Raw genomic sequence first — 17,851 nt, 5'->3', positions numbered from 1 at the left:
TCAGCGCGGCGGTTCCCAGCCGAAGACCGGGTCCATCTGGCGCAGCGCCGCCGTCGGGCCGAGCCGCCCGGCCAGCGAGATCATGCCGTTCCTGGCGGCCACCGCGACCGGGTTCCGCCACGAGGTGAGGCGGCAGATCGTCCGGGACCGCCGCACGATCGCGGTGGTCCTGGCCAGCCGGGCCGCCGAGTACGCCGGAAGGTCGTCGGCCAGGTGGGCGAGGGTGACCGCGTCCTCGATCGCCTGGCACGCGCCCTGGCCGAGATTGGGCGTCATCGCGTGCGCGGCGTCGCCCAGCAGCGCCACGTTGCCCTGGTGGAAGGCGGGCAGCGGCGTCTCCAGCGAGTGGATGTCGTGCCGTAACACCCGCGCTGGATCCGCCCGGGCCAGCAACTCGGGAATCGGGTCATGCCAGTCCCCGAACCGCTTGGCCAGCTCAGCCAGCTCGTCCGGCGCGCTTCCGCCCGGCGGGACCACGGCGGTCGCGTAACAGTAGACCTGATCGTCCACCAGCGGCATGACACCGAAGACCTGCCCCGGCCCGCCCCAGGACTCCGACGCGGTGACCCCACTACCGGACGCGATCAGCCGCCAGCTCGTAACCCCCGCGTACACCGGCCCCGGATGATCGGGAAACAGCTGTGCCCTGACCCGCGAGTTGATGCCGTCCGCCGCCACCACCAGATCAGCGGCGAGCTCTCCCCGGCTGGTCCGCACCGTGGCGGTGCCGGGTGCCACTGACTCGACCGTGGTGTTGAGCTGGATGGTGCCCTCGGTCAGCCGGGCGGCCAGCAGTTCCACCAGGGCCGAGCGGAGGAGCAGCACGGTCGGGTCACCGTAGCGGGCGGTCGCGTGCTCGGCGCTGGTCCGGGAGAGCCAGCGGCCGTCGGCCTTCCTGATCCCGGCCTCGCCCTGCATGGCGGCCAGCTTCCGCACGCCGTCGCCCACCTCGATCGTGTCGAGCGCGCGCAGCGCGTTGGGCCCCATCGCCAGCCCCGACCCCACCGGTTCGATCGACGGCGCCCGTTCCACCACCGTCACCTGCCAGCCCTTGCGCTGGAACGCCGCGCTGGCGGTCAGCCCGCCGATACCCGCCCCGATCACGACCACGTGTGCCATGGCCCGCCCCTCTCACTACATCTGTAGTGCCACTGTACTACACGTGTAGTATCAGCGGAATGACGAGTCAGCGGGCGGCGCTCATCGGGGACACGGCCATCGCGATCCTGGCCGAACGGGGCATGCGGGGCCTGACCCACCGCGCGGTGGACGAGGCGGCCGGGCTCCCCACCGGATCCACCTCCAACCACGCCCGCACCCGGGCGGCCCTGCTGGAACTCACCCTGGCCCGTCTGGCCGACCTGGAGGAAGCCAACTTCCAGCGCACCACCCCCGGCCCCGACTTCGTGGACTCCATGGCCGACGCCCTGCACCACGCCATCACCATCGACCGCGCCCACACCATCGCCCGCTACGAACTGGCCCTGGAAGCCACCCGCCGCCCCGAACTCCGCAAGCTCTACGACGCCCTCGGCCACCGCTTCCGCACCACCGCCATCACCCTCCTCACCGCCGCCGGCTCCCCCGACCCGGTACGCCACGGCCACCAACTAGTGGCCTACGCCGAGGGCCTACTCTTCGACGCCACCGCAGGCGCAGGCCAAACCCCCACCAGAGACGACCTCCACAAGGCGTTCACGGAAATCCTCGCGGGCATCCTGCCCGGTTGATGTGCATTACCGCCGTAGCCCCAGCTTGCCTGGGGTGCAAACCTCGGGCATTCGTGTCACATGCAGAGAACGACGCACTCGTATGCGTAGGTCAAGGGTTCGATTCCCTTAGGCGGCTCCCTAGGGCACCCAACTTTATCTGTGATTGAGATGTCTGGTATCTGCTGGCACCCCATCTTCCGTTATCAGCTAGAGTTCGCCCATCGCTGTGCGAGCGGCGTCGATGAAGCGCTCTAGCTGAGCTCTATATTCTTGGCCAGCATTGTCGAATTTGATACGTGCCTCAGGCACTCCTTGTATGACGTTCCAGAGCTCACGGTTCGCATCGGTTGCAGCTTCCAAGAGTGCCTCTCCTGCCTGGGCAACTGGAGTTGGCCCTTCTAGGGCGACCACTCGAGCATCTCGCATCAATGGATCGAAGGCATTACGTAGTTCGGCGCGGAGTGCATCGAGACGGATGAGCCGCTCGTTCGGGTCGGATACTTGCACATCGACGCCACCCAACCGCCAGTAGAGTTCGGCGATGATGTGAGCTCGCTCAATGAGAGCCAGATACGCCGCTCTACGGGTTTCGCGTAGCTGAAGCCGATATTGGGCCCGCTCCGATGCTTCAGCCTGAACCCTCGCGGCACGTGTGTTCCCCTGGCTGGTAACCCATCCAGCCAGTACCGCAGTGCCGCCGGTGAACACCGCTACCCACACCGTGCTGTCCATGGTGGCTCCTTGCACGTCCGACGCCGTCTTTACACCTTGAACGTTTGCAGGCTGTCTTAGGTCCACCGAGAAACCGAAATCTCACCATCCCGTCGTTCGCGCGAGCGAGTGCACCTGGCAGGCGGTCGAGGGCGTTTACCAACACCGGTACTAACAACGGCTCTGGATAGCGGTGGACCGGCATGGATGTCATGAAGGCCCAGCAGCAGGTCAGGAGACAGGTGCGGACAGGGCTGGATGCTGTTGGCTGACTCGTAGTGTGTAGGTCAAGGGTTCGATTCCCTTATGCGGCTCCCCATCTGACCAGTGCGTTCCCGTCCGGGAGACGCCCTGTGATCGTTTCCCGTCGCAATCCCCGTTGCACTTCTGATGGCGCTCCTCGCGTGAGGTGCCTTGTTATAGAGCGCCACCTGGAATCGTCGTGGTAGAGCGTCGGCCTAGGACAAGATCAATCCAGAATGTTTTCCCGATGCGCTTGGCGGCGTCGCGGGCGGGGTCGCCACGTGCGTGTAGCACTGGGTGACGCGGATGCCGAGTGGCCGAGAGCCGTCTTGCGCGCCGCCTGGCTTGCTTGCGTCATCCTCGACGGCACGGTGATCCGCATCGTCGCCTGGCCGACGAGCGGCCGTGCTATTCGGGCGTGCACCAGCCGCGACATGAACATCCAAGTCTGGCCGATCCGGCAAGCCAGCTGGTGTGGGCCTCGCCCGCTCTGTCCTGCGCCACGCACTATCTGACCGTGGCGCGCGCAGTGGGCTTGATCGATGCCGTGACCTCAGTCGGCGTGGAAACGTTCACGGACAAGGGTAACGGGGCGTCGGCGGCACGATCCGCGCGCCATTCAAACGCTGCCGGCACTGGCCGTGACTGTCCCACCACCAGTGGGTGGTCAACCGCACCCATACCCGCATCCGCGCCCTCGGCGAACGCGCTGTAGCCACTTCGAAGAACTGGAACATCCTGACCAGGCTGCCGTGCTGCCCTCATCGCCACACCCCGATCATCCAGACCATCCTGGTCCTGCAAACCATCGGAGACGCCAGGTACTCGGGATGAAGGGCTCACTCGCTGCACCGTCTCTCTGACGGGTTTTCGCTAGCCGCATTGGTACTTATGAATGAACCGATTTTTCGGCGGAGCTGTCCGCCCCGTATATCCAATAGGGAGTGCGCCTAGGCGTATGTGCTGTAAAGGTGCCTTACTCGGAAATGCAACACAACGATGTCGTGATCTAGGTAGCCTGAAACGCGTAGCTGCTCGGCCGCCGTCCCCGATGGTCGAATGGGATCTCTCGGTTAGGTTCGGCCGAACCCACCGGCCAAGGCACATCCGTGGGGTTGGCTCACTTTCCGGCCAGGGGGAGGATCCTCTGACGGCGCCGAACAACCTCCTGAAGGAGGACGGGAAAATGCTGAAGACCCGTCAGGAAATAACGGAAACCGAGAGAGCCGCCAACGCTGCCGTTGCCTATGACGAGTATTTCAGGTGGATCGATGAGAACCTTTCGAGCGAGATTTGGCTAGCTGTCAGAGAACGCCTGGAAAGCGGCTTCAGCGGAGGGTTCACCAAATTTAAATGAGAAGACGGAAACCGCTGATCGCAATAGCGGTCCTGATATTCGTAGTGGTATCGGTTGCCGGATGCAACTGGCAAAAATCGGAGACGGTGGACAAAACACCACTGCCTGCCGTGGCCGCCCCGCCCTATATCTGTGACCACATACCGTTGCAGGCAGTGGAGTTGGCGACGGGCCTACATGATCCGCTCGTCCGAGACGATCTCCAGCTGTCCGACCGCGATGGTTCCTGCGCCGTCTACGAGCCCACCGGGGAGAAGTGGAAGGTCATGGAGGTGTTGCTGAGCTCGGTGACCTCGGTGGAAGACATCGATGAAGAAGTCGCTCACGGTGCGAAACGCCTGCAGCAGATCGTCCCGGGCTGGGATGGTTACTACTTCTCGAAGCCATACGGGAACGGCTCCGATCATGCAGGGTACACGCGTGCGGTGGCGACGCTGATGCGCGGCGACACGTCGCTGGTCGTCGAAATTATTCGAGGCCCCCAAGGGCGTGACACAGCGGCGGATGCGGTGGCGTTGATGAGGCTGATCGGTCCGAAACTAGCCGCTGGGGTGGGTACACCGTCGTCTTCGCCGACAAAGGAAGGCTGACCGGATGGCGCAACTGGTTCCCAATCCGCTGCACGTGGCGCTTCAGGACACGATTCAGACTGTGGTAGCGCTGATTCACGCGACCGAAACAGATCTCGGGCGGCCGTGCGAAGTCTTTCGTTCGGGCAAAGTCTGGACCGGACCAGCCGCCAAGCTGTTTGACGGGCAGCTGGCCCAGTTGCGCGCCCGCGTTCACACCTCAGGTGATCGTATCCTCGCCGACCTGCACTACTCCCTGTCCCGCACTCCCAGCCAAGTGACCCAGGAAGAGGCCAGAACCATCAGCGCCCGGTACAACCTGCCATAACCCTGAGCCCGGATACGTGTCCAGGTCGTCAGGCGCCGGTGGTCAGGCGGGATCGGTGGGGTGGCCATTCTTCGGCGAGGAGGCTGAAGTAGGCGGTGTCGCGCCAGGTTCCGTCGGGGCGGGGGCGGTGGCGGCGGAGGGTGCCTTCGTAGGTGCCGCCGATGCGGCGGATGGCGGTTTGGGAGCGTTCGTTGAGGTTGTCGGTTTTGAGTTGGACTCGGTTGTAGCCGAGGACGTCGATCGCGTGGTCGAGGAGAAGGATCTTGCAGGCGGTGTTGATTCCGGTGCGCCAGTAGGCCCGGCCGTACCAGGTCCAGCCGATCTCGATGCTCAGGTCGAAGCCGGGCACGTCCAGGTAGGTGCTCCAGCCGATGGCCTGACCGTCATGGATCACCGCCAGCGGGACCGAGTGCTGGTCGTCGATCAGCATGGTCGCCACCGCGGCCAGTTCCGCCTCGGTGCGCGGCGTCGCCGCGGGCATCCACCGCCACACCTCGTCGTCGTCCCCACCGGCCTTGAACAGGTCGGGCACATGGTCGAGGGTGAGCGGCTCAAGCCGTACCAGAGGGCTTTCCAGTACGACGGGGGAGGGCATCGTGGCGGTCATGGAGGTCAGCGTAGTTAGTTCTTGTCCGGGGGTGCGAGCGGCTTTACCCGCCGTCCCTCCGCCGAGTCGGCGATCAGCTCGGCCAGCCGCCTGAGCTGGGTCTCCTCCTTCCTGGCACTGCTCACCCAGTGCGCCGCGGCCTTGCGATAGGACCACGCCTGACCCTCGAACCAGGCCCAGGCCGCCTCGTTGGCGCGGAACCGCTCCTCGTGCTCGGCCGCGAAGCGCCCGGGCTCCGTCTGCTCGTAGGAGTAGATCCTCGACCGGTCCTCGCTGCGTCGCTCGAACGCGGCCACCCCCGCCGGGTGCACCACGCCCTCCTCCAGCAACTCCCGGAAGCGCGTGATGTTGACCGCGCTCCACACGCTCCGCGCCTGCCGGGGAGTGAACCTGATCTTGTACGAGCTGTCGTCCACGCTCTTGCGCACGCCGTCGATCCATCCGAAGCAGAGCGCCTGGTCCACCGACTCCGGCCAGGTGATGCCGGGCTTGCCGGTGGAGGTCTTGTAGTACCCCACCCATAACTCCGTGGTCTCGGCATGGTGAGCCGCCAGCCAGTCGTAGAACTCCTCGGGGGTCGTGAAAAACAAGGGCTCCATGGTCGACAGACTAACGTTCGACAGACATACCGTCTGGTCGGTACGCTGCCGGGTGTGAACCTACCCGGGCTCGATCTCGACCGGCTGGCCGCCCACCTGGAAGGCCTGGGCCTGACCACGGGCCCGCTCACCGCCGAGATGATCCAGGGCGGCAAGTCCAACCTGACCTACCTCGTCCGGGACGCCACCCGAACCGTGGTGGTGCGCCGCCCCCCGCTCGGCCACGTGCTGGCCACCGCCCACGACATGGCCAGGGAGCACCGGGTGCTCACCGCCCTCCAGCACACCCCCGTCCCCGTGCCCCGGACGTACCACCTCTGCCAGGACCACGATGTCATCGGCGCCGACTTCTTCGTCATGGAGTACGTCGAGGGCGGCCAGCCGCCGGTGACGCCCGAGCTCACCCGGCACCTGACCGAGGTGCTCGCCGGACTGCACGCCATCGACCCCGCGACGATCGGGTTGGGCGACTTCGGACGCCCCGAGGGGTTCCTCACCCGGCAGGTCGCCCGCTGGAAGCGCCAGCTGGACGCCTCGCGGAGCCGGGAGGTGAAGGGCATCGACGAGCTGTACGCCCGGCTGGCCGGGGCCGTACCGGAGTCGGGGCCGGCGGCGATCGTGCACGGCGACTTCAAACCGGGCAACACCCTGGTCAGGGACGGTCAGGTCGTAGCCGTGCTGGACTGGGAGATGTCCACCCTCGGCGACCCCCTCACCGACCTCGCGCTGTTCCTCCTGTACGGCGACTTCGCCGCGCTCGACACGGGCCCGGCTGCCGGCGACCCCGGCGACTCCAGGGAACTGGCCGCCCACTACGCCGAAGTGTCCGGCCGGGACGTCTCCCGGCTCGGCTGGTACGTCGGCCTGGCCTGCTTCAAGCTCGCGGTGATCGCCGAAGGGATCCACTTCCGCTACACCCGGGGGCTCACCGTGGGGGAGGGCTTCGCCGATGTCGGGACGAACGTGACGCCGCTGGTCGAGCACGGTCTGAGGGAGGTCGACGATGGATTTCGGGTATGACGCGACGACGCTGGAACTGGCCGGGCGGCTCACCGCGTACATGGAGGAGTGCGTCTATCCGGCCGAGCCGGTGTTCGAGGAGCAGGCCAAGGCAGCAGGATGGAGCCCGCCGCCGGTGCTGGAGGAGCTCAAGGCGGAGGCCAAAGCGCGAGGGCTCTGGAACCTGTTCCTGCCGAGTGCGGGCCTGAGCAACCTCCAGTACGCGCCGCTGGCCGAGATCATGGGCAGGTCCCCGGCCATCGCGCCGGTGGCCACCAACTGCGCCGCCCCCGACACCGGGAACATGGAGGTGCTGGCCGAGTTCGGTTCGGAGTGGCAGCGCAAGGAGTACCTGGAGCCGCTGCTGCGCGGCGAGATCCGCTCCGCGTTCGCGATGACCGAACCCGACGTCGCCTCTTCGGACGCGACCAACATCGCCACCTCGATCGTGCGGGACGGCGACGAGTACGTCATCAACGGCCGCAAGTGGTTCATCACCGGCGCGATGAACCCCAACTGCAAGATCTTCATCGTGATGGGGCAGACCGATCCCGACGCGCCCTCGCACCGGCGGCAGAGCCAGATCCTGGTGCCCAGGGACACACCCGGTCTCACCGTCCGGCGGGGCATGTCCGTCTTCGGGTACGACGATTCCGATCACGGGGGGCATGCGGAGCTGGTCTTCGAGGACGTACGGGTGCCGGCCGGTCATCTGATCGGCGAGCGGGGCGGCGGCTTCGCCATCGCGCAGGCCCGGTTGGGGCCCGGGCGCATCCATCACTGCATGCGGCTGATCGGGATCGCCGAGCGGGCGGTCGAGATGATGTGCCGCCGGGCGCTGGCACGGAGCACGTTCGGCAAGCCGATCGCCCAGCAGGGAGTGGTGCAGGACTGGATCGCCGAGTCCCGGGTCAGAATCGAGCAGCTGCGGTTGCTGGTGCTCAAGACGGCCTGGCTGATGGACACGGTGGGGAACCGCGGGGCGCACACCGAGATCCAGGCTATCAAGATCGCCACACCGATCACGGTGGAGTGGATTCTGGACAAGGCCATCCAGGTGCACGGCGCCGGCGGGATCAGCCAGGACTTCCCACTGGCAGCGTTCTGGGCGGGAGTGCGGAGCCTGCGGTTCGCGGACGGGCCGGACGAGGTGCACAAACGGTCTCTCGCCTATCGGGAGCTGAAGAAGTACATGGGGTGATTGACGTGGATGCTTCCGAGATAAAGACGCGGGTCCAGAAATTTCTGGACAGCCACGCTCCGGCTGAGGACCCTGTCGCGTTCCTGCGGGCGCGGTTCGACGCCGGGCTGGCCTGGGTGAACTATCCGCCAGGGCTGGGCGGTCTTGGCGCGCCCCGGGATCTGCAACCCCTGGTCGACCAGTTGCTGCGCGGCACGCCGGACAACAATCCCGGGCGGAACGGGATCGGGCTGGGCATGGCCGCCCCGACCCTGCTCTTCCACGGCACCGAGGAGCAGAAACAGCGGTTCCTCCGGCCGCTCTGGACGGGGGAGGAGATCTGGTGCCAGCTGTTCAGCGAGCCCGGCGCCGGGTCGGATCTCGCCTCGCTGGCCACCCGGGCGGTGCGCGACGGGAACGAATGGGTGATCGACGGCCAGAAGGTGTGGACGTCGTCGGCGCATCTGGCGCGGTGGGGGATCCTGGTCGCGCGTACCGATCCTGATCTGCCGAAACACCGGGGGATCACCTATTTCATCTGCGACATGCACGCGCCGGGAGTCGAGGTGCGCCCGCTCCGGCAGATCACCGGCGAGGCCGAGTTCAACGAGGTGTTCCTCACCGGCGTACGGCTCGGCGACGAGCTGCGGATCGGGGCCGTCGGGGACGGGTGGAACGTCGCGCGGACCACGTTGATGAACGAGCGGGTGGCCATCGGGAGCATGACCCTGCGGCGGACCGCCGTCGGCATTCTCGCCGAGACCTGGCGGGAGCGGCCCGAGCTGCGTACCCACGACCTGCATCAGCGGCTGCTCAAGCTCTGGGTCCGCGCCGAGGTGACCCGGCTGACGGGGGCTCGGCTGCGGGAGCAACTGGCCGCGGGGGAACCCGGGCCGGAGGGGTCGGGGATGAAGCTGCTCTTCGCCCGGCTGCACCAGGAGGCGTTCGGGCTCGAGGTCGAGCTGCTCCGGGACGAGGGGCTGGAGTACGACGACTGGAGTTTCCGGCGGTCGGACACCGTGGACTTCCTGGGGCGGGGGCCTGGTTACCGGTATCTGCGCGCCAAGGGGAACTCCATCGAGGGCGGGACCTCGGAGATTCTCCGGAACATCATCGCCGAACGGGTGCTGGGGCTGCCCGCCGAGCCTCGGGCCGACAAGGACCTGCCGTGGAAGGATCTGCCGCGATGACCAGCCTGCTCTATGGCGAGGTTGAGGAGGAACTGCGAGGGGCGGTCCGGGAGGTGCTGGCCGACAAGGTCTCGCCTGCCGGAGTGCTGGCCAGGGTGACGGGGGCGGAGCCGTACGATCCGGGGCTCTGGAAGGTGCTGGCCAGGGACGTCGGGGTGGCCGGGCTGCTGGTGCCCGAGGAACTGGGCGGCGCTGGGGCGTCGGCTCGGGAGGCGGCCGTGGTGCTGGAGGAGTTGGGGCGGTCTGTCGCGCCTGTGCCGTTCTTCAGTAGTGCGGTGCTTGCCACTCGGGCGTTGTCGGTGTGTGACGGTGAGGTCGCTCGGGCGGTGCTGGAGCGGTTGGCGGCGGGGGAGGTCACGGCTGCGCTGGTGGTGCCCTGGGCGTCATCCCCCTACCGGGCTCTTTCCGATATTTCGGGACATGCTCGGGGGGTGGTGGGGGCCGAGGTGGCTGACATCCTTCTCATTCCCGTACGGGATGGGCTTGCGGTTGTGGACGCCGATGATCCGGGGGTTACCGTTTCTCCGGTCACCTCATTGGATCTCACCCGTCGGGTGGCCACCGTCTCCTGGTCGGATTTTTCCGGCCCCGTCGCGAAATGTCGTGATATTCGGGATGTTTTGGTGTTCGGTGCTGGTCTGCTGGCTTCCGAGCAGCTGGGCCTGGCCGAATGGTGTCTCACGTCGACCGTCTCCTATCTCAAGGAGCGGACCCAGTTCGCGCGTCCGGTGGGCTCGTTCCAGGCGTTGAAGCACCGGCTGGCCGATCTCTGGCTGGAGGTGGTGGGGGCCAGGGCGGCGGCCCGGAACGCGGCGGCGCACCTGTCCGCGAGCTCTTCATTTGCCGAAATTTCGGTGGATGCGCGGGTCGCGGTGGCCGTCGCTCAGGCGCATTGCGGGGCGGTAGCCGTACAGGCGGCCGAAGAGTGCATTCAACTCCACGGCGGAATCGGAATGACCTGGGAGCACCCCGCGCATCTCTACCTGAAGCGCGCCAAGGCCAACGAGATCGCCCTGGGCACCCCCGCCGACCACCGGGACGCACTGGCCACCCTGGCGGACCTGCCCGGCCCCGCCTGATTCACCCGGCTTCGGGGCGCAGCGAGGCCAGCAGCAGATCGGCGAAGTAACGGCCCACCGCCGCGCCGGAAAGCGTGCCCTCCGGGCTGTACCAGGTGCCGAGGTGATGGACCGAGCCGAAGAAGAAATCCACCACCATCTCCGCGGGAATGTCCGACCGGAACGTTCCCTCCCGCTGTCCCTCGATCACCAGATCGCGGAAGCGCTCGTGGTAGCGGCGGCGTTCGGCGCGGACGACCTTGCGGGTTTCCGGGGACAGCTGGTGGTTGGAGCGGAAGAAGATCTTCGAGTCGTCCAGGTTCTCCACGGTGGTGGCGACCACGTCCATCGCCGCGGCGTACAGGCGGGTCTCGATGGGTTCGTCGCCTTCGGCGAACCGGGTCAGCCGCTCCATCTGCATGCGGAGCACCCGGCCGTAGATCTCGTGCAGCAGATCATCTTTGGAGTCGAAATAGTGGTACATGGCGCCTTTGGTGACTCCGGCGGCCGCCACGATCTCCTGTACGGAGGTGCCCTCGAAGCCCCGCTCCGCGAAGAGGCGGGTCGCCACGGAAAGCAGTCGCTCCCGCACCGGCTCGTCGACCGAGGACGCTGTGCGCGCCATTGGGACCTCCTTCATCGGCCACCAAGCATACCGACTGGTCGGTCAAGAGGGTGGAGTCGCCGCCTTGACGGCAAAACCGATCCGGGATGGCGGGAGTGTGTTAATTACATCACCTTTGAAGCCTGGAACTCCCGGTTGGGTACAAGTTAGGCAATGCTGGCCTAAAACAGTGGAGCCAAGCGTGCCAAGTGGGTCGATTTATGTCCCAAAGGATGCAAAGTTCACAGGGAACTCCCCCCAGAACCTGTATCTGACCTTCTGGATGGCAGGCCGGAAGAACCGTCTCCGGGTCAGAGCCGCCATCGCCGCCGTGGGTTTCGTGATCGGTAACGTGCTTGCACCCAGGTTCGGCTGGTCCAACCCCTTCCTCGCAGGGCTCCTGCTCGGCGCCGCCGCCGGTGGGGTGGATCTGCTGATCGCCTGGCGAGCCCATGAGCGCACCGCCGTCTGGCGTGGCAAACGCCGCGGCGAGGTCCGTACCGGGCGCCTGCTCCGGCTCATGCTCAGCCGGTCCGGCTACCGCGTCATGGACGGCCGCGCCGTCCCCGGAAAGGCCTCCATCGACCATCTGATCATCGGCCCCAACGGCCTCTGGATCGTCGACAACGAAGCCTGGGGCCCCGACACGGTCGTCGCCCGGTACGGCGGACGCCTCTTCTTCAACGAGAAGTTCGGCACCACCGTCGCCAAAGGGCTCATCCAGGCGGCAACCGCACTAGCGGACCTCCTGACCAAGGAAACCGGCATTCCGGTCTCCGTCGCGCCGGTCCTGGCGCTGCACGGCTGCCGGATCGAGGGTTACCGGGGGATCGTCGCCGGCGAGGGGCTGACGGTCGCCTATCCGCGAAAGGTGGCCCGCGTGGTCCGCTCCGAGGTCGGCACCCGCCTCTCCGCGGAGCAGATCGATCTGCTGGCGCGCACCGCGGCCCGCATCCTGGCCCGCCCGAGCCCGACCCGGATCACCTGAGCCAGGGAACGTTCCGATCTTCGGGGCCCTGCGGCCGTCACGCGTGGGTGCCGCCGTCGGTGGCTTCGATGAAGGCCGCGAGCTGGGCGATATTTCGGCATTCGTGCATGGGGACGACGGTGCCGTAGGCGGTGGCCACCGAGTCGCCGCTGTCCCACTGGTCGCGGGGTTCCGGGTTGAGCCAGTATGCGTGGCGGGCCTGGGCAGTCAAGCGGCGCAGGGTGTCCAGGGCGGGCGGCTGGTAGTTGGAGCGCGCGTCGCCCAGGATGAGCAACGACGTCTTCGGACCGATTGCGGTGCCGTACCGCTCCTCGAATCGCCGGAAAACGGCACCATAGTTGGTCCTACCGAAGCGGGATATATCAGCTTCGGTGGTCATCCGCGTGATGGCGTCGAGCACGTCCGCCCCCGGGGCGAAGTACTTGGTGATCTCGTCCACGGTGTCCACGAAGGCGAACGCCCGGACCTTCGTGAACTGCTCGCGGAGAGCGAAGGTCAGCAACAGGGTGAACTGGGAGAACCCGGCCACGGAATCACTGGCGTCGCAGAGCACCACCAGTTCCGGCTTGTGCGGTCGTTTCGGGCGGAGCACGGTGGTCAGCGGCACCCCGCCCGTGGAGAGCGAGGCCCGTACCGTACGCCGGAAGTCCAGCCGCCCCCGGTGACCGCGCTTCTGCCTGATGGTCAGCCGGGTCGCCAGCCGCCGCGCCAGCGGATAGACCTCCCGCCGCAACTGCGCCAGCTCGGCCTTGGTCGCCCGCAGAAAATCGAGCCGATCCACCGACGGCCGCACCGACGACCGTGCGATCCGCTCGATCCCCGACTCCTCGGCGATCCGCCGCCGCACGTCCGCCGCCACGGCCTCCTCGAACTTCCGGATGTTCCCCGAGATCCGGTCCCGGGCCACCTTCTCCGCCAGCCCGCCCCGCTCGGCGAGCAGTTGATCGAGCATCCGCGCCGTCAACGTCTCCGGCGAAAGCGTCCGCAACACCTGATAGGAAAACCACGACTGCCGCCCGGCCCCCGCCGGAACCCGCCCGAACCTTCCCACCATTCCGCGGACGAACTCCCGGAACGCCGGCCCGTCGGCATTCCCCATCAGGAACCCCTGCAAAACCTGCCGCAGTTCTTCGACAGACGATTTCTCGTCGTACTCCGGCCCTTGCTCATCCGCTCCGGAAACCCCTCCGGAAACGACAGCGGGAAACCAAAGATCAAACAGCACGTCGAACGCCGGCCGATGAGCCACCCGCTTGACCAGCGTCGCCGCGTACGCCTCCCGCAACGTCTCCCGCTCAAGCAGATCGACAACCCCGAGGGCCCGGGCCGCGTCCAGCCCTTCCGCCACCGAAACCGGCAGGCCGGCCTCCCGCAACGCCCCCACGAACGCCACATGCCGGTCGGTCAACCTCACGGGAGCCCGAGTTCCTTGGCCGCACGCGTCTGGTCCGAGCGGTGCTTCACCACCACTCCCAGCGTCGCCGAGATCGTCTCCTCGTCGAGTTCGGCACGCCCGAGCGCGACCAACGTCCGCGCCCAGTCCACGGTCTCCGCGATACTCGGCGACTTCTTCAACTCCAGACTCCGCAACGTGGCGACCGTACGGGCCAACTGCTCCGCAAGCGTCTCCGCCAGCTCCGGCACCTGGGAAACCACGATGTCCCGCTCCCGCTCCGGGGTCGGATAGTCCAGGTGCAGGTACAGGCACCGCCGCTTCAACGCCTCGCTCAGCTCTCGCGTGGTATTGGAGGTGAGCACCACGTACGGCCGCCGCACCGCCGAGATCGTCCCCAGCTCCGGAATCGTCACCTGAAAATCCGAAAGAATCTCCAGCAACAACCCTTCGACCTCGACATCGGCCTTGTCCATCTCATCGATGAGCAGAACCGTCGGCACATCACTCCGAATGGCCTTCAGTAACGGCCGTTCCAACAAGAACTCTTCCGAAAAGATGTCCTCCCAGGCGTCCCCCTCCGCCTGGATTCTCAACAACTGCTTCTTGTAATTCCACTCATAAAGCGCTCGTGCCTCATCCAACCCCTCATAACACTGCAACCGCACCAGCCCGGCCCCCGTGGCCATCCCCACGGCCTTGGCCAACTGCGTCTTCCCCACCCCCGCAGGCCCCTCCACCAGCAGAGGCTTCCCCAGCGCCCCCGCCAGGAACACCGACGTCCCCACCGCCTCATCCGCCAGATACCCCACCCCCCCAACCGCTCCCGAACCTCAGCAGGCCCCCCAAACCAACCCATCCCACGCCACCCTTCCCTAAACCGAACGATGTTCTACTGTAACTCGTTTTGACCACCCAGATCAGTGCGATAACCTCTAAGAGCTCTCGCGCCGCTAGCTCAGTCGGTTAGAGCAGCTGACTCTTAATCAGCGGGTCCGGGGTTCGAGTCCCTGGCGGCGCACTTCAGAAGAACCCTGGTTCACATATTGTGAGCTGGGGTTTCTTTGTTGTAGTCGATTCGGATGAGTCGGGGAATCGGCTGGAGAGCAATCGTCAAGATCTGTGGATCAGGTTCTTCTAAGCGGCGGCGGATGAAGCCTGATCCTCGGGCCGTTCGACGAGTTTGCCGTTGACGAAGGTCGCTCCGGCCCGGACCAGGGCGACCAGGTGGGGTGCGTTGACCGCACGCCAGAGGGCCTGGGCCGACTCGATCAGCTTGAAGGCCATGGCCAGCCCGGCGGCCCGTGAGCCCGGCCCCTTGGTGACCTTGGTCCGGTGCCGGACCGTGGCGAACGTCGATTCGATCGGGTTGGTCGTGCGCAGATGCACCCAGTGCTCGGCCGGGAAGTCGTAGAAGGCGAGCAGCTCGTCCAGGTCGTCGATCACCTTGGCCGCAGCCTTGGGATACTTGGCGCCGTAGGCGGCCCGGAACTCCTTCACCGCGACCCGGGCGTGGTCCTTGTCCTCGGCGTTCCAGATCTCGGCCAGGGCCTTCTTCGCGCCGGGATGCGCCGACTTCGGTAGCGCCCCCAGTACGTTCGCGATTTTGTGAAACCAGCACCTCTGCTCTCTGGCCTGCGGGAACACCTCCCGCAGCGCACCCCAGAAGCCGAGTGCGCCATCACCGACGGCCAGCACGGGCGCGTTCATGCCGCACCGCTTGCAGTCGCGCAGCAGGTCGGCCCACGACTCGGTGGACTCGCGGTAGCCGTCGGTCAGGGCGATGAGCTCCTTGCGGCCGTCGGCGCGGACTCCGATCATCACCAGCAGGCAGAGTTTGTGTTCCTCCAGCCGGATGTTGACGTGGTGAAGTCGGGCCGGAGCGCCGTGCAGGTGTTTCCACCGGCGGGTTTCCCCGGCCCGCTTCCCGAACCGGACGTGCGCCTCGTCGACGCATCCGGCTCTCCGCAAATCAGGCTGGGTCTGTGCTGTTGTTCCTCATGCGACGTTCGGCCACGGTGAAGGGATCTTGCCTCCTCGATAGCGGTAGCGGGTTGTCTGCACCGCGCCGGGGTTGAACATGATCACGTCACCGTCAGCGGGCCACCATCCGTTTCCGCAGTAGCGTCGGCGGAGTTCCTTCCAGGTAATTCCAGGGTGTTTGCGTCGTATCCAGCGGATGACCTGTCGCCAAGTGAAGGCACGCAGGTAGCCGAAGGCGATGCTGGACACCCCGGGCCGGAAGTGGTCGGTCCAGCCCCGCAGCACCGGATTGAGCTGGCGCAGCAGGGCTTCGAGCGGCAGGTTGATGCTTTGGCGGCACCGGATCTTCACCTTGCCGATCACGGCTGTGAGGGCCTTGCGTGAGGGGTAGGTGTAGACGTAGCGCCGGTTGGTGCCTCGTTTTCGGCGACGCTGGATGTGCCAGCCGAGGAAATCGAGGCCCTCGTCGATGTGGGTGATCAGGGTTTTCTCCTCCGCCAGGCGCAAGCCCATCGTGGACAGCACCCCGGCGATCTCCTCCCGTAGAGCCTCCGCGTCGGCCTTGGTACCCGACACGACCAGGCACCAGTCGTCGGCGTATCTGGCCAGCCGGTAGTTCGGCAGACCATGACGGCGACGGGTGAGCCGGTCGTTGCGGCTCACTCCCGGCCCACCCGGAGCCTGAGCGATGTACTCGTCCAGGACGGACAAGGCCACGTTGCTGAGTAGCGGGGACAGGATCGACCCTTGCGGGGTTCCGGCGTCGGTCTCTCGCAGCCCGCGATCCTCATCGAGGATCCCGGCCTTGAGGAACGCCTTCCCCAGAGCCAGAACGCGTTTGTCTCTCACCCGCGCACGCACCCGACCCATCAGGGCGGAATGCGAGATCTCGTCGAAACAGGCCTTGATGTCGCCTTCCACGACCCACTCATACGAGCGGGAGGTGAAATGGCGTATCTCGGCCACCGCGTCATGAGTCCGACGGTTCGGGCGAAACCCGTAGGAACACGGGAGAAAATCCGCCTCAAAGATCGGCTCCAGCACCAGCTTCAAGGACGCCTGGACCACCCGGTCCCGAACAGTGGAGATCCCCAGGCGGCGACGTTTCGTCGTGCCCGGTTTCGGGATCATCCGTTCTCGCGTCGGTAACGGGCGGAAACTACGGTCCTTAATCCCGGTCCGCAGCCGGTCGAGAAACACCTCAACCCCCACCTCAGCCTCCACGTAGTAGGCGGTCTGCCCATCCACGCCGGCCGTGCGCGCACCCTTGTTGCCCCGCACCCGATCCCAAGCCACCAACAGGAAGCCGGGATCGGCGACGAGATTGAACAGATCATCGAACCTGCGATGAGGGTCATCACCGGCCCAACGATGCAGCTTGGTCTGGATCTCCAGTACCCGGCGCTCAGCCATGAGCAGAGCGTGTTCCAGTTCGTCGGTATTCACCGGCGCACTCCTGGTCTTCCAGCACTTCGGCTGCTGACTTGCTGGTCCCCTTCGCCCTGTGACCGGCTTTCCCGGCCTCCGCGACGGGTCGTTACACCCGCGACTACTACGAGACCTCCGCCCCACCCAGCGCCCACAGCGGACGACGCGCCTGCCCGTTCCCGTGCTGGCCGCACGAGACTGGGGCGGCACCGGATGGTTCCCACGTTCACCGCATCACCGATCGACGGGGTCGGCGTCCAGCTCTGCCCCAGCGGTATCGCCACGACTACGCCGTGGGCCTTCACCGTGGCCTCCTGCCGGAAGGCATCCATCCCGGCACGGAGTTCCCGTCCGGCGTTGCGCCGAACGGTGCGCACCGCAACCCAGCCCAGATCCGCCAGGTTCGAGCTGGAGGGCCGATTGAGGGGCTTTAAGCACTGGTTTCTCACGTACGCCTTTCCGTCTCGCTAGCCGAACCCGCGCCGTCTGGCAGTGCCAGCACGTCTCGGCGTTGTCAGGGCCGCTTCCCACCCCTCCCGGCGTCTCCCGGGTCAGGCTGCCCTCAGCTTCACCCGGCTGCCACGACAGCCTGAGTGGTGGAGGTCTTCCACCTCCACTCGGTCATGCAGCGCTTCGTGGCGCACGATGCCGTCGGCCCACAGGTAGACATAGTCGACACCGGACAGGTCACGGGCGGCGAAGGCACGCTGCTCGTTCTTCCACTGCTCGGTCAGCTTGGTGATGACCGGCGCGGACAAGCCCGCGGTGGAGCCGGGGAAGTGGCCCAGGGCTGGTACGAAGTCCCCGCTGGACAGGCCGTGCAGGTAGAGCAGCGGCAGCACCTCGCTGATCTTCGGGGTTTTACGCGCCCACGGCGGCAGGATCGCCGAGGAGAAGCGCCG

Annotated in this window: 17 protein-coding genes, 1 tRNA gene and 2 pseudogenes; 10 read left to right on the top strand and 10 right to left on the bottom strand. The window is 66.4% G+C overall.

What is annotated here, in order from left to right; all coding sequences use genetic code 11:
* Window positions 1-1,119, bottom strand: a complete 1,119-nt coding sequence (locus tag KIP79_RS23995; protein ID WP_214107162.1) for an FAD-dependent monooxygenase — start codon at window positions 1,117-1,119, stop codon at window positions 1-3.
* 59 nt (window positions 1,120-1,178) lie between these two features.
* Here KIP79_RS23995 and KIP79_RS23990 point away from each other — a divergent pair, with 59 nt between their 5' ends.
* Complete coding sequence (locus KIP79_RS23990) at window positions 1,179-1,730, top strand: TetR/AcrR family transcriptional regulator (protein WP_214107161.1); 552 nt, start codon at window positions 1,179-1,181, stop codon at window positions 1,728-1,730.
* Window positions 1,731-1,919: 189 nt separating this feature from the next.
* On the opposite strand, the gene KIP79_RS23985 is transcribed toward KIP79_RS23990, so the two are convergent.
* Window positions 1,920-2,444, bottom strand: a complete 525-nt coding sequence (locus KIP79_RS23985) for a hypothetical protein (protein ID WP_214107160.1) — start codon at window positions 2,442-2,444, stop codon at window positions 1,920-1,922.
* 1,408 nt (window positions 2,445-3,852) lie between these two features.
* On the opposite strand from KIP79_RS23985, the gene KIP79_RS23980 reads away from it, so the two are divergent.
* Genes KIP79_RS23980 through KIP79_RS23970 form a run of 3 tightly spaced genes read left to right on the top strand, consistent with a single transcriptional unit; the run spans window position 3,853 to window position 4,920 of the window.
* Complete coding sequence (locus KIP79_RS23980; RefSeq protein WP_214107159.1) at window positions 3,853-4,023, top strand: hypothetical protein; 171 nt, start codon at window positions 3,853-3,855, stop codon at window positions 4,021-4,023.
* Entirely contained in the window at window positions 4,020-4,613 is a 594-nt protein-coding gene (locus KIP79_RS23975) for a hypothetical protein (RefSeq protein ID WP_214107158.1), read from the top strand. The genes KIP79_RS23980 and KIP79_RS23975 overlap by 4 nt, the downstream gene beginning before the upstream one ends.
* 4 nt (window positions 4,614-4,617) lie before the next feature.
* A complete protein-coding gene (locus KIP79_RS23970) occupies window positions 4,618-4,920 on the top strand; it encodes a hypothetical protein (RefSeq protein ID WP_214107157.1) in 303 nt (100 codons plus the stop codon).
* Window positions 4,921-4,948: 28 nt separating this feature from the next.
* On the opposite strand, the gene KIP79_RS23965 is transcribed toward KIP79_RS23970, so the two are convergent.
* Both KIP79_RS23965 and KIP79_RS23960 read right to left on the bottom strand, forming a co-directional pair.
* Complete coding sequence (locus KIP79_RS23965; RefSeq protein ID WP_214107156.1) at window positions 4,949-5,527, bottom strand: GNAT family N-acetyltransferase; 579 nt, start codon at window positions 5,525-5,527, stop codon at window positions 4,949-4,951.
* A gap of 14 nt (window positions 5,528-5,541) precedes the next feature.
* Entirely contained in the window at window positions 5,542-6,126 is a 585-nt protein-coding gene (locus KIP79_RS23960) for a YdeI/OmpD-associated family protein (RefSeq protein WP_250213733.1), read from the bottom strand.
* Between the two features lie 54 nt (window positions 6,127-6,180).
* Here KIP79_RS23960 and KIP79_RS23955 point away from each other — a divergent pair, with 54 nt between their 5' ends.
* The 4 genes from KIP79_RS23955 to KIP79_RS23940 are packed head-to-tail and all read left to right on the top strand — an operon-like array spanning window position 6,181 to window position 10,574.
* Entirely contained in the window at window positions 6,181-7,146 is a 966-nt protein-coding gene (locus tag KIP79_RS23955; protein ID WP_372453655.1) for a phosphotransferase family protein, read from the top strand.
* On the top strand, window positions 7,130-8,326 hold the full coding sequence (locus KIP79_RS23950) for an acyl-CoA dehydrogenase family protein (protein ID WP_214107153.1): 1,197 nt from the start codon (window positions 7,130-7,132) through the stop codon (window positions 8,324-8,326). The genes KIP79_RS23955 and KIP79_RS23950 overlap by 17 nt, the downstream gene beginning before the upstream one ends.
* Before the next feature lie 5 nt (window positions 8,327-8,331).
* Window positions 8,332-9,495, top strand: coding sequence for an acyl-CoA dehydrogenase family protein (locus tag KIP79_RS23945; RefSeq protein WP_214107152.1), 1,164 nt, complete (start codon window positions 8,332-8,334; stop codon window positions 9,493-9,495).
* Window positions 9,492-10,574 (top strand): acyl-CoA dehydrogenase family protein, encoded by a 1,083-nt coding sequence (locus KIP79_RS23940; protein ID WP_214107151.1) that lies wholly within the window; start codon window positions 9,492-9,494, stop codon window positions 10,572-10,574. Before KIP79_RS23945 ends, KIP79_RS23940 begins: the two co-directional genes overlap by 4 nt.
* A 1-nt stretch (window position 10,575) precedes the next feature.
* Here KIP79_RS23940 and KIP79_RS23935 read toward each other — a convergent pair whose 3' ends face one another.
* The gene (locus tag KIP79_RS23935) at window positions 10,576-11,178 is read right to left on the bottom strand and encodes a TetR/AcrR family transcriptional regulator (RefSeq protein WP_214107150.1); all 603 of its coding nucleotides are present in this window, start codon (window positions 11,176-11,178) and stop codon (window positions 10,576-10,578) included.
* A 262-nt stretch (window positions 11,179-11,440) separates the two neighbouring features.
* Here KIP79_RS23935 and KIP79_RS23930 point away from each other — a divergent pair, with 262 nt between their 5' ends.
* Window positions 11,441-12,145: a nuclease-related domain-containing protein gene (locus KIP79_RS23930; protein ID WP_250213732.1), complete on the top strand. Its 705-nt coding sequence runs from the start codon at window positions 11,441-11,443 to the stop codon at window positions 12,143-12,145.
* Between the two features lie 37 nt (window positions 12,146-12,182).
* On the opposite strand, the gene KIP79_RS23925 is transcribed toward KIP79_RS23930, so the two are convergent.
* A complete protein-coding gene (locus KIP79_RS23925; protein ID WP_214107148.1) occupies window positions 12,183-13,559 on the bottom strand; it encodes a vWA domain-containing protein in 1,377 nt (458 codons plus the stop codon).
* Window positions 13,556-14,350, bottom strand: a complete 795-nt coding sequence (locus tag KIP79_RS23920) for an AAA family ATPase (RefSeq protein ID WP_214107147.1) — start codon at window positions 14,348-14,350, stop codon at window positions 13,556-13,558. Before KIP79_RS23920 ends, KIP79_RS23925 begins: the two co-directional genes overlap by 4 nt.
* A 135-nt stretch (window positions 14,351-14,485) precedes the next feature.
* On the opposite strand from KIP79_RS23920, the gene KIP79_RS23915 reads away from it, so the two are divergent.
* Window positions 14,486-14,559: transfer RNA gene (locus KIP79_RS23915), tRNA-Lys, on the top strand.
* Window positions 14,560-14,675: 116 nt separating this feature from the next.
* Here KIP79_RS23915 and KIP79_RS23910 read toward each other — a convergent pair.
* The 3 genes and pseudogenes from KIP79_RS23910 to KIP79_RS23900 all read right to left on the bottom strand — a co-directional run.
* A pseudogene (locus KIP79_RS23910) lies at window positions 14,676-15,404 on the bottom strand (IS256 family transposase); the annotation flags it as partial.
* Between the two features lie 132 nt (window positions 15,405-15,536).
* Window positions 15,537-16,967, bottom strand: coding sequence for a group II intron reverse transcriptase/maturase (gene ltrA / locus KIP79_RS23905; RefSeq protein WP_214107146.1), 1,431 nt, complete (start codon window positions 16,965-16,967; stop codon window positions 15,537-15,539).
* A gap of 626 nt (window positions 16,968-17,593) precedes the next feature.
* Window positions 17,594-17,851 (bottom strand): annotated as a pseudogene (locus tag KIP79_RS23900) (transposase); the annotation flags it as partial.

Source organism: Acrocarpospora catenulata (assembly GCF_018476525.1).
GTDB classification, from domain to species: Bacteria; Actinomycetota; Actinomycetes; order Streptosporangiales; family Streptosporangiaceae; genus Acrocarpospora; species Acrocarpospora catenulata.
Note: the sequence above shows the minus strand (reverse complement) of the source record. Positions and strands in the feature narration are given on the sequence as shown.

Coding starts and splice junctions, on each gene's coding strand:
- KIP79_RS23995 (WP_214107162.1), bottom strand. CDS start 1,119: ATGGCACACGTGGTCGTGATCGGGGCGGGTATCGGCGGGCTGACCGCC.
- KIP79_RS23990 (WP_214107161.1), top strand. CDS start 1,179: ATGACGAGTCAGCGGGCGGCGCTCATCGGGGACACGGCCATCGCGATC.
- KIP79_RS23985 (WP_214107160.1), bottom strand. CDS start 2,444: ATGGACAGCACGGTGTGGGTAGCGGTGTTCACCGGCGGCACTGCGGTA.
- KIP79_RS23980 (WP_214107159.1), top strand. CDS start 3,853: ATGCTGAAGACCCGTCAGGAAATAACGGAAACCGAGAGAGCCGCCAAC.
- KIP79_RS23975 (WP_214107158.1), top strand. CDS start 4,020: ATGAGAAGACGGAAACCGCTGATCGCAATAGCGGTCCTGATATTCGTA.
- KIP79_RS23970 (WP_214107157.1), top strand. CDS start 4,618: ATGGCGCAACTGGTTCCCAATCCGCTGCACGTGGCGCTTCAGGACACG.
- KIP79_RS23965 (WP_214107156.1), bottom strand. CDS start 5,527: ATGACCGCCACGATGCCCTCCCCCGTCGTACTGGAAAGCCCTCTGGTA.
- KIP79_RS23960 (WP_250213733.1), bottom strand. CDS start 6,126: ATGGAGCCCTTGTTTTTCACGACCCCCGAGGAGTTCTACGACTGGCTG.
- KIP79_RS23950 (WP_214107153.1), top strand. CDS start 7,130: ATGGATTTCGGGTATGACGCGACGACGCTGGAACTGGCCGGGCGGCTC.
- KIP79_RS23940 (WP_214107151.1), top strand. CDS start 9,492: ATGACCAGCCTGCTCTATGGCGAGGTTGAGGAGGAACTGCGAGGGGCG.
- KIP79_RS23935 (WP_214107150.1), bottom strand. CDS start 11,178: ATGGCGCGCACAGCGTCCTCGGTCGACGAGCCGGTGCGGGAGCGACTG.
- KIP79_RS23930 (WP_250213732.1), top strand. CDS start 11,441: ATGGCAGGCCGGAAGAACCGTCTCCGGGTCAGAGCCGCCATCGCCGCC.